The organism is Gordonia sp. NPDC003950 (assembly GCF_053605205.1).
The window spans coordinates 149,007-164,149 of record NZ_JBSGIT010000011.1; the positions used below are offsets into that span (position 1 = coordinate 149,007).

12 protein-coding genes are annotated in these 15,143 nt (G+C 65.9%); 7 read left to right on the forward strand and 5 right to left on the reverse strand.

The features are described from left to right. Positions 1 to 24 precede the first annotated feature (24 nt). Genes ACWETB_RS12215 through ACWETB_RS12225 form a run of 3 tightly spaced genes read right to left on the reverse strand, consistent with a single transcriptional unit; the run spans position 25 to position 6,439 of the window. Complete coding sequence (locus ACWETB_RS12215) at positions 25 to 2,976, reverse strand: Z1 domain-containing protein (RefSeq protein ID WP_452211335.1); 2,952 nt, start codon at positions 2,974 to 2,976, stop codon at positions 25 to 27. Continuing rightward, entirely contained in the window at positions 2,973 to 4,418 is a 1,446-nt protein-coding gene (locus ACWETB_RS12220; protein WP_452211337.1) for an ATP-binding protein, read from the reverse strand. The genes ACWETB_RS12215 and ACWETB_RS12220 overlap by 4 nt, the downstream gene beginning before the upstream one ends. After that, positions 4,415 to 6,439 (reverse strand): hypothetical protein, encoded by a 2,025-nt coding sequence (locus ACWETB_RS12225; protein ID WP_452211339.1) that lies wholly within the window; start codon positions 6,437 to 6,439, stop codon positions 4,415 to 4,417. The genes ACWETB_RS12220 and ACWETB_RS12225 overlap by 4 nt, the downstream gene beginning before the upstream one ends. Positions 6,440 to 6,636: 197 nt before the next feature. Between ACWETB_RS12225 and ACWETB_RS12230 the strand changes: the two genes are divergently transcribed. The 4 genes from ACWETB_RS12230 to ACWETB_RS12245 all read left to right on the forward strand — a co-directional run bounded on the left by ACWETB_RS12230 (position 6,637) and on the right by ACWETB_RS12245 (position 11,375). Further along, positions 6,637 to 7,248 carry a DUF4262 domain-containing protein gene (locus ACWETB_RS12230; protein ID WP_452211341.1) on the forward strand — a complete coding sequence of 204 codons (612 nt, stop codon included), beginning with the start codon at positions 6,637 to 6,639 and terminating at the stop codon, positions 7,246 to 7,248. A 35-nt stretch (positions 7,249 to 7,283) separates the two neighbouring features. Next, on the forward strand, positions 7,284 to 8,660 hold the full coding sequence (locus tag ACWETB_RS12235) for an AIM24 family protein (RefSeq protein WP_452211343.1): 1,377 nt from the start codon (positions 7,284 to 7,286) through the stop codon (positions 8,658 to 8,660). A 112-nt stretch (positions 8,661 to 8,772) separates the two neighbouring features. Beyond that, a complete protein-coding gene (locus tag ACWETB_RS12240) occupies positions 8,773 to 10,449 on the forward strand; it encodes a serine/threonine-protein kinase (protein ID WP_452211345.1) in 1,677 nt (558 codons plus the stop codon). Positions 10,450 to 10,460: 11 nt separating this feature from the next. Further along, entirely contained in the window at positions 10,461 to 11,375 is a 915-nt protein-coding gene (locus tag ACWETB_RS12245; protein WP_452211347.1) for a hypothetical protein, read from the forward strand. A 30-nt stretch (positions 11,376 to 11,405) separates the two neighbouring features. On the opposite strand, the gene ACWETB_RS12250 is transcribed toward ACWETB_RS12245, so the two are convergent. Next, positions 11,406 to 12,191, reverse strand: a complete 786-nt coding sequence (locus ACWETB_RS12250; protein WP_452211349.1) for a thioesterase family protein — start codon at positions 12,189 to 12,191, stop codon at positions 11,406 to 11,408. 183 nt (positions 12,192 to 12,374) lie between these two features. Here ACWETB_RS12250 and ACWETB_RS12255 point away from each other — a divergent pair, with 183 nt between their 5' ends. Beyond that, a complete protein-coding gene (locus ACWETB_RS12255) occupies positions 12,375 to 12,788 on the forward strand; it encodes a hypothetical protein (protein WP_452211351.1) in 414 nt (137 codons plus the stop codon). After that, on the forward strand, positions 12,770 to 13,477 hold the full coding sequence (locus ACWETB_RS12260) for an esterase/lipase family protein (RefSeq protein ID WP_452211353.1): 708 nt from the start codon (positions 12,770 to 12,772) through the stop codon (positions 13,475 to 13,477). The genes ACWETB_RS12255 and ACWETB_RS12260 overlap by 19 nt, the downstream gene beginning before the upstream one ends. On the opposite strand, the gene ACWETB_RS12265 is transcribed toward ACWETB_RS12260, so the two are convergent. Beyond that, on the reverse strand, positions 13,478 to 14,062 hold the full coding sequence (locus tag ACWETB_RS12265) for a TetR family transcriptional regulator (protein WP_452211355.1): 585 nt from the start codon (positions 14,060 to 14,062) through the stop codon (positions 13,478 to 13,480). It abuts the gene before it with no gap. A 97-nt stretch (positions 14,063 to 14,159) separates the two neighbouring features. On the opposite strand from ACWETB_RS12265, the gene ACWETB_RS12270 reads away from it, so the two are divergent. Next, a complete protein-coding gene (locus ACWETB_RS12270; RefSeq protein ID WP_452211357.1) occupies positions 14,160 to 15,056 on the forward strand; it encodes an SDR family oxidoreductase in 897 nt (298 codons plus the stop codon). The last annotated feature ends 87 nt before the right edge of the window (positions 15,057 to 15,143 follow it).

Sequence of the window (15,143 nt, forward strand, 5' to 3'; positions counted from 1 at the left end):
CTTACGATCACGCACTTCTTACGATCACGCATCGACTATCGCTCCGGCCCCGACCTTGCGGACCGTGAACCCGACCTTGGGAGCCGGATCGGCCAGATACGGGAGTGCATAGGAAAACAGGGTCGCCACATCCCGCGGATCGGCCCGACCTCGCTTGTGCGCCCTGAAATGTCGACTCCCCTTCGGCGGATCGCTGGCGAACAGCAGGATCATTGCTCCGCGGGTCGGTTTCCGGAGCTGCGCGGCGAGCGGTCCGCCGACGTCCTTGTTGGGATTGCCGGCGATGTGCTCGATGGCATCCCGCTCACGCACCGCGGTACCGGTGAATCCGGTGCGATATTCGGCCTCTTCACGTTTGCGGTTCACCAGGGGTAGTTCGGTCGGAAAGTCGCCGATCAGCACCGGCTTCTTGGTTTTCGGTATCGGCAACAGGATCGCGAGATCCTCGAACGCCCCGCGCTCGATCGCCGACTCGAAGGCCCTGCGGTGGGGTTCGAAGTCCCAGTTGACATCCCACACGAACCGACTGATGACGTCGAGAACATTCTCGGCGTCGACGATTCCGTACCGCGCATCGAAGACTCGCGGCGTCTGGTCCTTGTCGATGAACGAGAACGAACCGGTCTGGTCGAGCGCGTCGAGCAGCGGACGGACCGCGCGAAAATGGTTGGCATTGTTCGCTCCGTCACCGCGCGGGGCCTGCATCGTGAAACTGAAACTCTGGCCACCGACGCTGCGATAGCTCAACTCCGCGTTGTACATCTTGTTGGTGGCAGTCGGTTTGAGCCACGGGAGACGCTGGAACACCATCGGCGGCACGTCGCGGGGGGTGACCATCGGCTCGCCGGCCTCGTTGAGTCCCTTGAATCGCCGCAGTTCATCGCGGAACTCCTCCTCGTCGCCGACGATGGCCTCGAACGCCGCATACATGTCGACGACCGTCCCACCGGGACCGGGCACCTCCCGACCGATGAACAGCCGCACCAGATCTCGATACCCGGGCCGGAAACCGAACCACCGTCCCATCTGCATCAGCGTGTCCGCCTGCGCGGTTCGGCGGGTGTAGTACGTGGTGGTCAGCCCTTCGACGGTGAAACCACGACTCAGCTTGGTACCGCCGACGAGGATCTTCCAGACGGCCCGCTCCTGGAAGTCCAGCGGTTCCTGCATGTAATCCTTGTCCGCCGCCCCGTTGACGATGATCACCGGACTGACACCGGCCCCGATCCGGTCGCACGCCTCCCCGATGAACGCCTCGAGCTCCTCGAAGGTCGCCGGGGCCGGTGTCTGCGGCTCGGCCCGATCGGCCGAGACGACCCGGAAGTCGCTCTCCCACAATTTCTCCAGGCGCGCCAATCCGTGCGGTTGGCTGTATCCGGCGTTCTTCCAGAGGCTTTCGAAGTCTGCGGCCAGCGACTCGTGTTCTTGCTGCTTGACCGATTCATGCACGAGCATCGTGTGATGCCGGAAGTTCCCGGCGACGCCGCGATCCCGGCGGAACAGTTTGATGGCACCGGACAAGACGTAGGAGTCCAGTGCCCACAGCCGTTCGGCGTCACGGTCCTCGTCGCACTGGGCGCGCAGATCCCGGACAAACGCCTTCTCATTGGACGTGGCCGGGGTCTTCTCGACCGTCTCACTCAGATCGTCGTCGAGATCAACAGCGCCGTCGTGGAAGTCGGCACCTCCCATGTACTGATTGGGACGGTCGAGGCTGACGATGAAGTCGTTCGGAAAGATGTTCACCGAATCATCCGGATCGACAAAGACATTCGCGAACGGCGTTGCGGTGTAGCCGACATACTGACTGCGTCCGAGCCGCCCCAGGAGCAACGAAATCTGTTCGTTGATCGCGGTCCGCTCAATCCGTCCGGCGGCGAAGGTCTTGGGGTTCTGGGTGTTCACCGACGCCTGATCGGCCTCGTCGTCGATGATCAGGGTCGGGATCTGATCGAGCGGCGTGGGGATCCGTCCGACATCGGCCACGAGTTTCTTCAACACGGCCGAATTCTTCTTGACCACGGCAACCCGAACGTTGCTCTGGTAGAGGTTGATCGGGTCGTACAGCGGCTTCGCATGGTCGACGAACTCGTAGTGCAGGGTGCCGATCCCCTTCGCAAGAGCCTTGTAGTCATCGACACGACCGGTCAGTCGTCGAACCGCCGGTGCCGCGTTGGAGTGATTCGGGTCCAGTACATGATTGAGGAACTTGCCTGCATGCCAGTCCTCATCGTTGGCGTACTCCACCTCGTCGATGTTCTGCATACCGATGAGTTCCATGTCCAGCCGACGCTGAGTCTGGCTGCGCAGCAATTCGATCGTGCCGGTCAACACGATGATCAGCCGATAGCCGGCGTCGATGGCCTTCGCGATCACACCGGTGAAGTTGGCGGTCTTGCCGCTCTGCACGTACCCCACGACCAGTCCCTTGGACTGATACGGCTCGTCGCGGGTCGGGTCGGCCAGGCGCTGCACGACGGCATTGGTCGCCACACCCAAGCCCTCGACGGTATCCGACTCCCATCCCTTCTCGACGAGGAGCCGACGATAGGCCGACCAGTAGAAGTCTTGTGCCGCACGACGTTCCGGAACGTACCAGGGTTCCCAGGGTTGCGGAGCAACGATCACCGTTGGCCCGCCCGCAATCGGGAAGATCTCGGTCAAGGGATCGAAGGCCTCGGCGGGAATTCCGAGGAGCGTGAAGATCAGGGTCCGCCGTTCCGGGGTGTGGGCTGCGGTGCCGTCGATCCACGCCGCGGCCTCCTCCGCATCCCAGCGGGTCAGCGCCAATCGCACCGCCGACTGCACCGCGGTGGCTTCGTCGGAGACGATGACGTTGATTGCCTGATCCATGGTGACGGCGGCCGGGTCGTGGCCGGCATCCATCACACGGCCGGCCACCGCACCGAGGAATCGGGTGGGTGCGAGGTCGGTCGTGAACTCGCGGACCAGCGCGTCGATCACCACGTCGATCACTGCTGACTCCCTTCGTCGGCGGCGAGTGCCGCGATCAGGACATGCTGCCAGGCGTCCATCTGTTCCACCTGCCGGGCACTGTGCCGAACGGCGTCGAACATGTCCTGCGCAAGGAGATACACCAGGGTCCGCAGAACAGGAACATCGTCGGCGGAGCGTCGCCGCCCGCCGAGTTTCCGGCGGAATCGCGCGTTCAGCCACAGGGTGCGCGATTCCAGATCGACCTCGAAGAACCGATCGGCCGCCAGCACCCGCCAGCCGATTCCGACCGGCTCCGCGGTCTCCACGAACGAGAAGCTGTCGGCGAACTCGTCGGCCACCTCGTCCGGCAGGCCGATCCCCGGTTCGACGACGCTGATCGGGCGGCGCTGCACCCGCCGTGCCGCGACAGCCGTCGTGGCTGCATCGTCGAGGTAGCCGTCGCTCAGCGCGTCGCGGAGCGCCGATGACAGTGTCGCATCGAGAGTCACGCCGGATTTCTCCGGATTGATGGTGATGTGCTGGGCCACAACCTCATCGAGGTCGATCACCACCCGCGCCAGAGCCCAGTCCGGACGAGGTCGGAGCACCCCCAGCCAGCCGCCGGCCTGGAGCAGTCGGTCGTGGCGATAGACGAACAGTCCCTGCGAGTCACGACCGGGGAGACCGCCGAGTCGGTACTCGGGTGCCGAGCTGCGTGCGGGCCAGATATGCGCTGTCACGGTGTCGTCGAGGACCGCCAGCGGCCGCGGGTAGCCGGGTCGTCCGCTCACCCGGTAGCCCAACGGGTCGATCGCTCGCACGGAGCGGGGCGCGCCGGCCCGGCCGACACCCTCGTCGAGAACGTCGATCGTGACGGTCAGGCCCCTCCCGATCAGTCGGTGGAACACCAGTCCCAGCCGGTCCTGCAGGTCACCGATCGTGGTCTCGAGCCAGGCTCCCTGCTCATCCGCGGTCGCAGTGTTGGGGAAGGTGCGGATACCACGCCATTCGACGACGGTGCCCGTCTCGAGCGGGAATCGAGGCCGTGTCGTGGCAAGAACCGTCGCAGCATCCGCATCGGGTAGCACCGTGAGTCGCGGTGCATCATGACGATCGTCGACGGACAGCCTGCGCGCGACCGGATCGGATTCGGCTGCAACCGAATACACCGTCATGGTATCGGCCTGACTGAGCGACGCGGCCTTGAGTCCGACACCGAAGTGCCCCTGCTCGCCGTCACCGTAGGTACGGCTCACCCCGTAACGCATCGCCGCGTCAATGGTGTGGCCATCCATTCCCCGGCCGTCGTCGACGATCCGCAGACCCATGATCCGTTGGCCGGACTGCAAGAACCGGACCAACACGTATCGGGCCCCGGCGTCGACGCTGTTATCGATCAGATCGGCGACAGCGGTCGCGACGGTGTGATGCAGGCCCAATGCTCGCTCTGTGGCGGTGAACTCGACGGGTTCGGTCGTCATCGTGCGGCCACCGTCCACGCCTGCTCCAACAGCGTGGCGACCGTATCGTCGCGGGACTGATATCGACTGAGGATGCGGCGCGGTTTGGTATCGGGATCGAGTCCGATCGCCGCCGCGAGCAGTGGCGCGGCGTCGGCGTCGGAGATGCTCTGCGGATCGGCCACGCCGATCAGTGCGAGCGCCCCGCGAATCGGGTCGGAGGGGTCGGTCTCGACACTGGGCACGACGTCGAATCCCCCGTCTGCCGAGGAGACGAGGAATACCAGATCCCCAGACTGCGAAGACAGTTCATTCAGGAATCGGCGGATGGTCCCGCATGTCGGATTGGTTCCGGTCCAGCGCACCGTCTGCGTGCCGAGCCGACTGGTCAGCTCACGCACCGCGCCCTGCGCGCACCCGACCGACTGCGCCACACCGACCGGTACCGTGAATCCGGAACCACGGAGATGCTCAGCGGTAACGCGCAGACGGAAGCACCAGGTATCACCGATCCGATACAGCCGCCGCGTGGGCCGGACAACAACGGCAGGCGCGTCCGAATCCCCCTCTGTGGACCGATGTTCGGCACCGGCGGAATGTTCGGCCGGTTGTTCCGATCTCGACTCCACCCCGAGAGAAGTTGCCAGACACCACTTTCCGCTTACGTAAGTGAATCGCTCGTCATCGCCGAGGTGCCGCTCGACGTACTGATCGGAGCGATCGGTGTTCAGCACATCGACCAGGTGGCCGATGTCGGTGGGCCCGAGTACCTCCAGTATCCCGGCAGCATGGTCGACAAGCCGGCGGGTGGACAACAGCACACTGTCGCCGACAACCGGAATCTCACAGTACTGCAACCACTCTCGGACCTCGTCCGTCGACAGTCGAAGCGTCGTGGCCGCTACCTCGATGGGCGCGACGGCGTTATCGGATTCAAACTGCTCGAGCATGACGATCGTGCGACCCTTGGCCGAGCGCAGGTCCGGAGCCACCGCCCAGGTCCCGATGACCTCGAATCCGTCGTCGAGACGATCGAGGGCCAACCACAACGGCACACCCAGCGACGGCACCTCGGTCCGCAGCACCGGCGCCATGTCGAGTAGTCGGTCCAGCGAGGTCACCGGCCGGATCTCGGCGCGGATACTCGCGAGCAATCCGCCCGCGGTGGTCTCGAACTCACACGCGGCAGCGAGATCCTGCTTGAGTTTGGCGACGATCCCACCGGCGCGTGGCTTGCTCACGTGCAACCGCACGCTGAGCTGCCCCATGCTGATCGGTTCGGCAGCCATCACGAACTCGGTGAGTGCCAGCGTCTCCCGTTCATCGAGCTGTTCGATCAGATTCTCGAGTTCGTCGACCGGATTCGACTCCACCGTCCCGGTGAAGTCTTTGCCCGTGATCGCCGCGATCCGGGTCGCGACGTCCTGCACCTGCTCGGGTGCGTCGTCCTCGATGTCGACGGCGATGAGAGGTAGACCAAGGCCGCCCCGTAGACCACGCCACCGCGCCAGCAAACGGAGGTCCTCGACGAGTTGCACGGCCACCGGACTGTCGGCATCCTCGTCGGGCAGTACCCCGGCCTCGGGTGACAGCAGGATGGATGCGCCGAGAACGCCTGCGGCGACCTCCTGCACGGTGTCGGGGCTCGTCCCTTTCAACGTGAACAACGACTCCACACTCACCGCCATCAGTGTCGGGACCGACGCACGGTCCGCCAGGCGTCGCACGACGGTCTCGGCCCGCGGATCCAGGCGCAGACCGGCGACGGGGATGGTCGGATCGAGGCGCGGTGCGAGCTCACCGAAGGTGATGTTTCGATGTCGGCGGACGGCCAGACGCGCCAGGCCGGCGACGAGTTCCTCGAGCGATACGTCAGTGGCGGTGTCACGTGGCGAGTCGGCGATCCACCAGTCCGAAACGTCGGGGACGAGTTCCTCGAGGCACACCGCGTCCGCGGATTCGTACCCATCCAGCCACGGGAACAGGTCCACCCAGGTGTCATCACGCAGGTCGGCGGCGTCATACTCCGAAAACGCGAACATCACCCTCGAGTTCCAACATATCGCCACCACGCACGAGGTGATGATCTTCTCTGGCGAGCTTAGTCAAACCCGATCACCGCGCATCCCGGGCGGCGCGCGTATCCGAGGGTTCACTCACCCGGTGGACATCGACGCCGAGGAGAATGTCAGACCCTCCTGCTCTACTGACCTCACCCGTCGAACATCAGGAGTGTGACATGGCCGATCGTATCCACGCCGTCCCCGGACTTCCCCGCTGGCATCCGAACCCGATCGTGCGGTCGGTCATCGAACGGATCCGCATCCACGGCTGGGCGGTGACCGCCGTCGGCGAGCACTGCATGGTCGAGGGATGCGACGGCTCCGACCAGCCGGACTGCCCGTTCGCGTACACCTCCGGACTCGTCATGCACGACATCCCGGAACTGGCCGTCTATGGACTCGACATGGGCACCGCCGGCCGCGTCCTCAACGAACTCGGCAACCTTCTGCACACCTACGACTGGGCGAAGATCGTGGCGGCGAGGGCACCAATCCCACTCAAGTCCCTCGACGTACCGGTGATGCTCATCGAGATCATCGACAAGTCCGACCTGTGCATGAGCAACGAGCTCTTCCCCAATACTCCTGCCCTGCAGGTGGTCTGGCCTGATGATCTCGGTACCTACCCCTGGGAGGTCGGATACTCGCTCTCGCAGCAATGCCAGACGATCGTCGGGATCCCGCCGACCACCACCGGTCGCGTCGTCGGCCCACGCACCGTCTCCACCCACGATGGCCGCAACCGGATGGAACGACGCGCAGCACAACGTCGCCGACCCCGAACATGACGGTGTCCGGGCACAATGGACGGCGTGATGTCGACATGAGACAGCTCTCCCCCGGTGAGAACACTGCCCTGCCCACGCCGTCGGTGACGGTGTCGGTGCGGTCTGCGTCGCCGGTCAACACCTCCGCGGTGCTGCTGACCTCTGCGGGGCGCGTGCGCACCGACGCCGATCTCATCTTCTACAACCAGCCGTCCGGTGCCGGCGTCACCTACCGGGCCGAGCGCGGCGTGGACGTCATCACCGTCGACACCGCGCGCATCCCCGCCGACATCGAAACCGTCGCGATCGCCGCCAGCCTCGACGGCACCGGTCCGGCGAGCTTCGCGACGGCCGGACGCCTCGACGCCACCGTGACCCCCATCGGCGCCGGTGAGGAGTTGGCCTTTCGACCCGACGCCCTGACGAGTGAGGCCGCGGTGGTCTGCCTGGAGATCTACCGCCGCGGCGAACAGTGGAAGGTGCGCGCCGTCGGGCAGGGTTACGACGCCGGATTGGCCGGATTGGCAACGGCTTTCGGGATCTCCGTCGACGATGACCCGGCCCCGGCGGCGCAGCCACCACGCGTCCGGGACCCGCAACCGTGGCCGCCGACCCAGCCGAACCCGCCATCCGCGCCGGCCACCGCCCCAGCACCTCCGCAATCACCCCGACCCCAGCCGCAACCGCAGGGAGCCGCCATGCACAGCGATCTGTTCGCCCCCAACCACGCCGAGGTTTCCGGGCAGGGAATCCAGAAGCAGGGTTCCAAAATGTGCCGGATCGGCCTGGCCGGCGAGGTGATGGCCCGCGCGGGGTCGATGGTCGCCTACCAGGGCGACCTGAAGTTCGAGGCCCTCGGCTCCGGCGGCTTCGGTCGGATGATGCGTCAGGCGTTCACCGGCGAAGGCGTCCCGCTGATGAAGGTCACCGGCCGCGGCGATCTGTTCCTGGCCAACGCCGCCTCCGACATCCATCTCATCGACCTCGACGGCAGCGATGGCCTGACCATCAACGGGTCCAACGTCCTCGCCTTCGAGTCCACACTGCGTTACGACATCGCCCGGGTTCAGGGGGCGGGCGCGTTGGGCAACGCAGGCATGTACAACTGCGTGTTCACCGGTCGCGGTCGCATCGCCATCACCACCGACGGCACCCCGGTGGTACTCAACGTCGACGCCGCGACCTACGCCGACCCGAATGCCGCGGTGGCGTGGTCGTCGAGCCTGCGCACCTCGATCAAGACCAACGATTCGTTCAACCTCGGTACCCTCATGGGCCGCAGCACCGGTGAGCGATTCACTCTCGCGTTCGCAGGCCAGGGCTTCGTGGTGGTGCAACCGTCGGAATTGCCGCCGGGCGGGATGATCGGCGGCAACGGCAGCGGCAACGACGCCGGCGTCGGCGGCATGCTCGGCGGTTTCCTGGGGCGCTGAACCTCTCCGCCCTGCGAGTCCGGTCGACCGATCCGATGAATCTCGCGGGTTCGAGTGAGCTCGCCACCATGGTTCGACCTACGATGTCATGTGCCGCACAGGAGGGTGAGCGATGTCCGAGAGCACGAACGATCGAGTGGGTGAGACCTTTGGTCCCTACCGGCTCGATTCCCTGCTGGGCCGGGGTGGGATGGGTGAGGTCTACCGCGCCTACGACACCACCAGGCAACGCGACGTCGCCTTGAAACTGCTGACGATGCAGTACGCGCAGGATCCGTCGTTCCAGGAACGATTCCGGCGTGAATGCCAGACCCTGGCGCGCCTCGACGAACCGCACGTCATCCCCATTCACGACTTCGGCGAGATCGATTCGACCCTGTTTCTCGACATGCGGCTGGTGAACGGTCGCGACCTGCGGGCGATCCTGCGTGAGCGGGGAACACTGTCGCCGGCCGACGCGGTCGGCCTCATCGAACAGGTCGCCGCGGCTCTCGACGCCGCGCATGCCGCGGGCCTGGTGCACCGCGACGTCAAACCCGAGAACATCCTCGTCACCGGCGCCAACTTCGCCTACCTCGTCGACTTCGGCGTGGCCCACGCCGACAACGACACCCATCTCACCAAAACCGGCACCGCCGTCGGGTCGGTCGCCTACATGTCGCCCGAGCAGTTCGAGGCCACTCCGGTGACGGCCGCCTCGGACGTGTACTCGCTGACCGTGGTGCTCTTCGAGATGCTCACCGGCCGTCAGCCGTACCCCGGCGAGTCGATCTCGACGGTGATGCGCGGCATCCTGTTCGACGAGACGCCCTCGCCCAGCGCGGCGAATCCGAATGTGACACCCGAGATGGACGCCGTGGTGGCGTGGGGTCTGCATCGCGATCCTGCCGGCCGATGCCCATCGGCCCTGGAATTGGCCGCCGCAGCGCGCAAGGCGCTGGCCGGTGAGGCGCCACCGGTAGCGGCGGCCGCGCAGACGTCGCTCACGAAGTCGCCGGGCGGTGCCCCGGCGACGCTTGCCGCGCCGTCCCCGATCGCCCCGCCACCACCGCCACCGCCCCCGGACTCCCCGACCGTCATCTCGAATCCGCAGACGCCCACCGCGGACCGGACGATGGTCGCCGGCGCGGGATACATGCAACAGCATCCCGGCCCGCAGGGAACCGCAAATGTTTCCGGCCCCCAGGTCGGAGGTCCGTATCCGTCCGGGCCGCACCCGTCGGGACCACACCCGTCGGGACCACAACCGGTCGGGCCCAACGTGTCCGGCCCGGTTCCCTACGGATATCCCGGTTACCCGCCGGCCCCCGCGCCGAGTTCGGGCGGATCGCGGCGGACCAACATGATCTTGGCGGCAGTGGTCGTCCTGCTGGTCGGCGCACTCGCCGGTGTCGGTGGCTGGCTGGTCGTCGATCAACTCGGCGGCAACGACGACGACGTGTCCTCGGCGGCCGTCACCACCGACACCACCGCGGCGACCCAGCCGACGGCGGCCGCTCCGACGACCGTGGCTCCCACCACCCCAAGCTACGTTCCGGCCGCGCCACCCCCGGACAATCAGCCGTGTCCGGGCGCCACCGGCGTCGGCACCGGCTATCCCCAGTGGACCGGATGTGAGTTCGCGATCAACGTGCGTGACGCCTATGTCGCCGGCGGTCCCCTGGGAGAGTCTCGGGTGGTCAACGGATGGGCACCGCAACAACGCAAGTACTACGTGATGTCGTGTGATCCCTACGCCGGAATCATCGCGTGCCGCGGCGGCAATCAGGCCGTTGTCTACGTCTACTGACGGGAACCCGAGTGCCCTTTTCCGCGCGACCACTGGTCTTCCGCCGCGCCGTCATCGCCTCGCTCGTCACGTCCATCGCCGTTGCGACGCTGACGGGGTGTTCGGACGACGCCGAGGATCCGACCCCACCGACGGCGGTCGCGGAATCCTCGGCCCTGTCGCCGGCATCCTCGGCAACCACGGCCCAACAATCGATTTCGGCATCGGCTCCCGCAAACCTACGGGCGAGTTTCGATCGCCTCGACATCCCGTCGAATGTCGGTGTGGCACTTGCCCCGGTCGGCGGTGGACCGGTCATCTCCTTCGGTGACCAGACCCCGCGCGTCGCGTGGTCGACGATCAAGGTGCCGCTGTCGATCGCCGCACTGCGCAAGTCGAACAGCGCGAGCACTCGCGCCACCGTGCGGACGACGATCATCAACTCCGACAACGAGGGCGCCCTGACGCTGCGCCGGTCGCTCGGAACCCCCGATCAGGCGCGCGTGGCACTGACCAAGGTCTTCCGCGATCTCGGTGACGAGACAACACAACTCGTGCGTATCACCGAACCCGACGAAACCTTCGGCCTCACCGTATGGCCGCTGGCGTCTGCGGCCACCTTCGCCTCACACCTGCCCTGCGAATCCGGCGACGACTACGTCGTGTCGCTGATGGGTCAGGTCGCCGGCAATCAGCAGTGGGGTGTCGAGGTGATGCCGGCACCCAAATCGACTGCAGTGAAAGGTGGTTGGGGGCCCGGGGATGAAGGTGGCTACGAGGTTCGCCAACTCGGGTTGATCACCCATGCCGATGGCCGGCAGACCGCCGTCACCATGGGCACCTACACGCCCGGGGAAACCTTCGAGGCGGGCACCGCCGTCCTCGACAAGGTCGCCGCATGGTTGAACAAGAACCTGACGAAGCTCCCCAGCGGGACCTGCGACTGACCGGATGGCCTGGGTGGGTGGCCTACCCGTTCAGGCGAACACCGCGACGGTCTGGGTACCGGTCATGACCAACTGACCGCCGGCATCCCACACCTCCATCGTCTGATACGAGTATCCGGCTTCGGCGACGACACTCGATGATCGCAGCAGGAACCATCCAGTGGCGTCGTCAATGGTGTTGGCGCACACGTCGACCGACCACATCACCGTGCTGACCGGCGCCCAGTCCGAGAAGGCGGTCATCGCCGCGGGCGGGAGACTGTCGCCGAGGGCGATCAACGCCACCGACGGGTCCACGCCACGGGCGTCACGGTGACGGACCCACCAGATCAGCTCGGGGACTTCGGCATTGGTGACCGGGATGGCACCGGCGGCCATCCGGCGTTCGAAGTTGGCGGCGAAGGACGGTTGCAGCGTCGACGGAGCGTCCAGACTCAGACAGTCCTCCGGCGCCGGAACATCCGGCCGCGTGATCATGGTGTGCCGCACCGAGCTCTCCCGGCCGGCCGAGAAGATCAAGGTCGATTGCGCCGCAACGGTATTCCCGCTGAGCGATTCCACCGCGACACTGGTCACCGATCGTCCCTCCCGCAGCCGACGTGCCTGCACAGCCAGTTTCTCGGTCGCCGGAGCGGTGAACGCGAACTGCGCTGCACGCAGCGGAGGAAGGGCACCCCCATCGGTCTGCTGCGCCGCCGCGACGGCCAGCGCCGCGGTCAGACCTCCGTAAGCCGTGCGTCCCTGAGTCCATCCCTCGGGGATGGCGAACTGCGCGTTCGGATCAAACGAAGCGAGAACCTCGGCCAGCGTCGTCATCGGCACTTCCCTCTCTCTGACGGTTGCCCGACATCCTATGACGGTCATCATAGTGACGCAAAAGCGGACGGCGACCCGACTTCCATGCGGTAACGTCCGCACTTGGCAGGCGTGAGTCCGGTCACACAACGCCGCCGCTTCGTCGCACACCACACGGAGTCTCATTCGGGGGAAGGATTCATCATGACCACCGTCCGCGCCACGAGGTCATATCGACACCGGGTGCGCCGACTGATCGCCGGGATCACCGTCGCCGTGGCGGGCATCGGCGTCGCCATGGCTCCCGGTGCTGCAGGAGCAGCAGACCAGCAACAGGCCATCGCCGACGCGATCGTCGCGGCGGGAGCTCCGACGCCGGTGGTCGGCGAGAGGTTTCTGATCAACGGCGACAGTTACTCTCGCATCCCCACCGGAAACGGACCCCGCCAAGACGCCATGCTTCCCGCCTTCGCGTACGGCCTGCTCCATCCCAACGTCGCGCCGGCCGGAGCCAACGACTGGTCATGCACACCCCGGCCCGGACAGAATCCGGTCGTCCTCATCCACGGGACCTGGGAGAGTTCCTACAACAACTGGGGATGCTCTCTCCCGCACTGAAGGACGCCGGATACTGTGTCTACGCAGTGAATTACGGGATCACCCCCGTTCAGAACGGCGGCGGCCTGGGCACCGTCCTGCCCGACGCCAATGCCACCGGCGACATCACCAAATCCGGTCCTCAGATCGCCGCGTTCGTGGACAAGGTGCTCGCCAGTACCGGCGCCGCCAAGGTCAACATGGTCGGGCACTCTCAGGGCGGAGTCTCTGCGCGCCAGTACATCCGATACGACGGAGGCAAGGACAAGGTCGCCAACCTGGTGACCCTCGGCGCGACCAACAACGGCACCACGGTCCTGGGCTTCGGCTACCTCGCCCGCGCCATCAACGACCTCGGCCTCGACCTGCTGGGCCCTGCGGCCCTCCTGATCGGCATCGGCGGAGTGCAGCAGATCGTCGGCTCGACCTTCCTCAAGAATCTCAACAAGGACGGCGAGTACGCGATCGGCGACGTGCGCTACACGATCGTCGGCAGTCGCTACGATGAAGTCACCACCCCCTACGATTCGACGTTCTTTCCTCGCGGCACCCGCAACACCCGAAATATCCTGCTGCAGAACGGTTGTGAGCAGGACATCTCCGATCACGTCGCACTGGCATATTCACCGCGAGCGGTGTCGATCGTGCTCAACGCCTTCGATCCGAGCAGTCCGCTGGTGTGTGCGTTCAATCCCTGGCTGGTCGGCTGATCAGATCGACTGATCCCCGTCGGCGCGCGCCATCTGGGCTTGGAGTTTGGATAGACCCACGGTGACATACGCACCGAGAGAACGCGTCGCCCCGTCGGAAACCCATTGGGCGAAAGCAACGGTGAAGATGCCGACGCCGATCTCGGCGATCAGCGAGGCAGTGGCACCGTCGATCCCTCGTGCGATCAAGTGCTCGGCAACAAGGGCGGCGAGGTCGTCGAGCTTGCGGAGTTCCCGCTCACGCAAACTCCCACTTGCAGCGATGACCGCCGATCGACGGATGGCGAACTCGGCACGGCCATCGAAGAATTCGGCAGTCGAAGCGAACGCCGACACGACGACGTCGATCGGTTGAGCACCGGGCGGCGCGCCGTCGACCGACGCGATCACGAGGTCCTGCATCGTCGACGACCCGTCGAACAGCACTTCCCGCTTGTCGGAGAAGTGCCGGAAGAAGGTGCGTTCGGTGACCCCCGCGCGAGCGGCGATGTCGCCGGCGGTCGTGGCATCGAAACCCCGCTCGGCAAAGAGGTCGAGGGCCGCTGTCACCATGCGACCACGCGCATCCGGTTCCCATCGGCCCATGCCGGACATCCTAATTGATGACAGATCCTGACATCGGCGCTACAGTGATGTCAGCGACTGACATCGCACGCCTTCTCTCGAACAAGGAGGCACGCGCATGCGTGTATTCGTCACCGGAGCGACCGGATGGATCGGCTCCGCGGTGGTTCCCGAACTGATTTCGGCCGGCCAAGAGGTCGTCGGGTTGTCCCGCTCCGACGCCGGTGCGCAACGGCTGACCGAGGCGGGCGCGCAGGTGGTGCGCGGTGACCTCGGCGATCTCGACATCCTCGAAGCCGCGGCCGCAGACGCCGACGGCGTCCTCCACCTCGCCTTCATCCACGACTTCACCCGATTTGCAGTATCGCTGCGGGTCGAGCTGAACGTCCTCTCCACATTCATCGAGGCGCTCGAAGGCAGTGGTCGGCCACTTCTGTTCGCCTCCGGAATTCCGAGCCTGGGCGACGGCACCGTGGCCACCGAACGCGATCACACCTCGGCCAATCCGCGAATCGAGCTCGAAACGCAGACTCTCGACGCCGTCAATCAAGGTGTCGGCGTGGTGGCGACCCGCTTCGCCCCGACGGTGCACGGCGTCGGCGACCACGGTTTCATCGCCCACCTCATCGCGGTCTCCGCGGAACACGGCGTCGCGGCGTATGTGGGTGACGGCGAGAACCGTTGGCCCGCAGTCCACCGCAGCGACGTCGCCTGCATGATCAGGCTGGCGTTGGAGAAGGCGCCGGCCGGGACGGTATGCCAAGCGGTCGGTGAGCAGGGCATCCCTACTCGGACCATTGCCGAAGCCATCGGCCGCAGTCTGGGAGTTCCGACCGAATCGGTGACGGCCGAGGAGATGACCGAGCGGGCCGGATTCATCGGGACCATGTTCGGCGCCGATCTCCCGGCGTCGAGCACGCTGACCCAGGAGCTCCTGGGATGGACGCCGATTGGCCCGACACTCATCCAGGACATCGATGCCGGTGCCTACGCCGATCTGTCGGCGTCCACATAGCGATGATCAGAATCGGGGGCCCCCCGGTGCGCCGAACCCGACGGGGGCCAATCAGTAGGGGGGGATGGGGACACAGAGGAAAAAGAA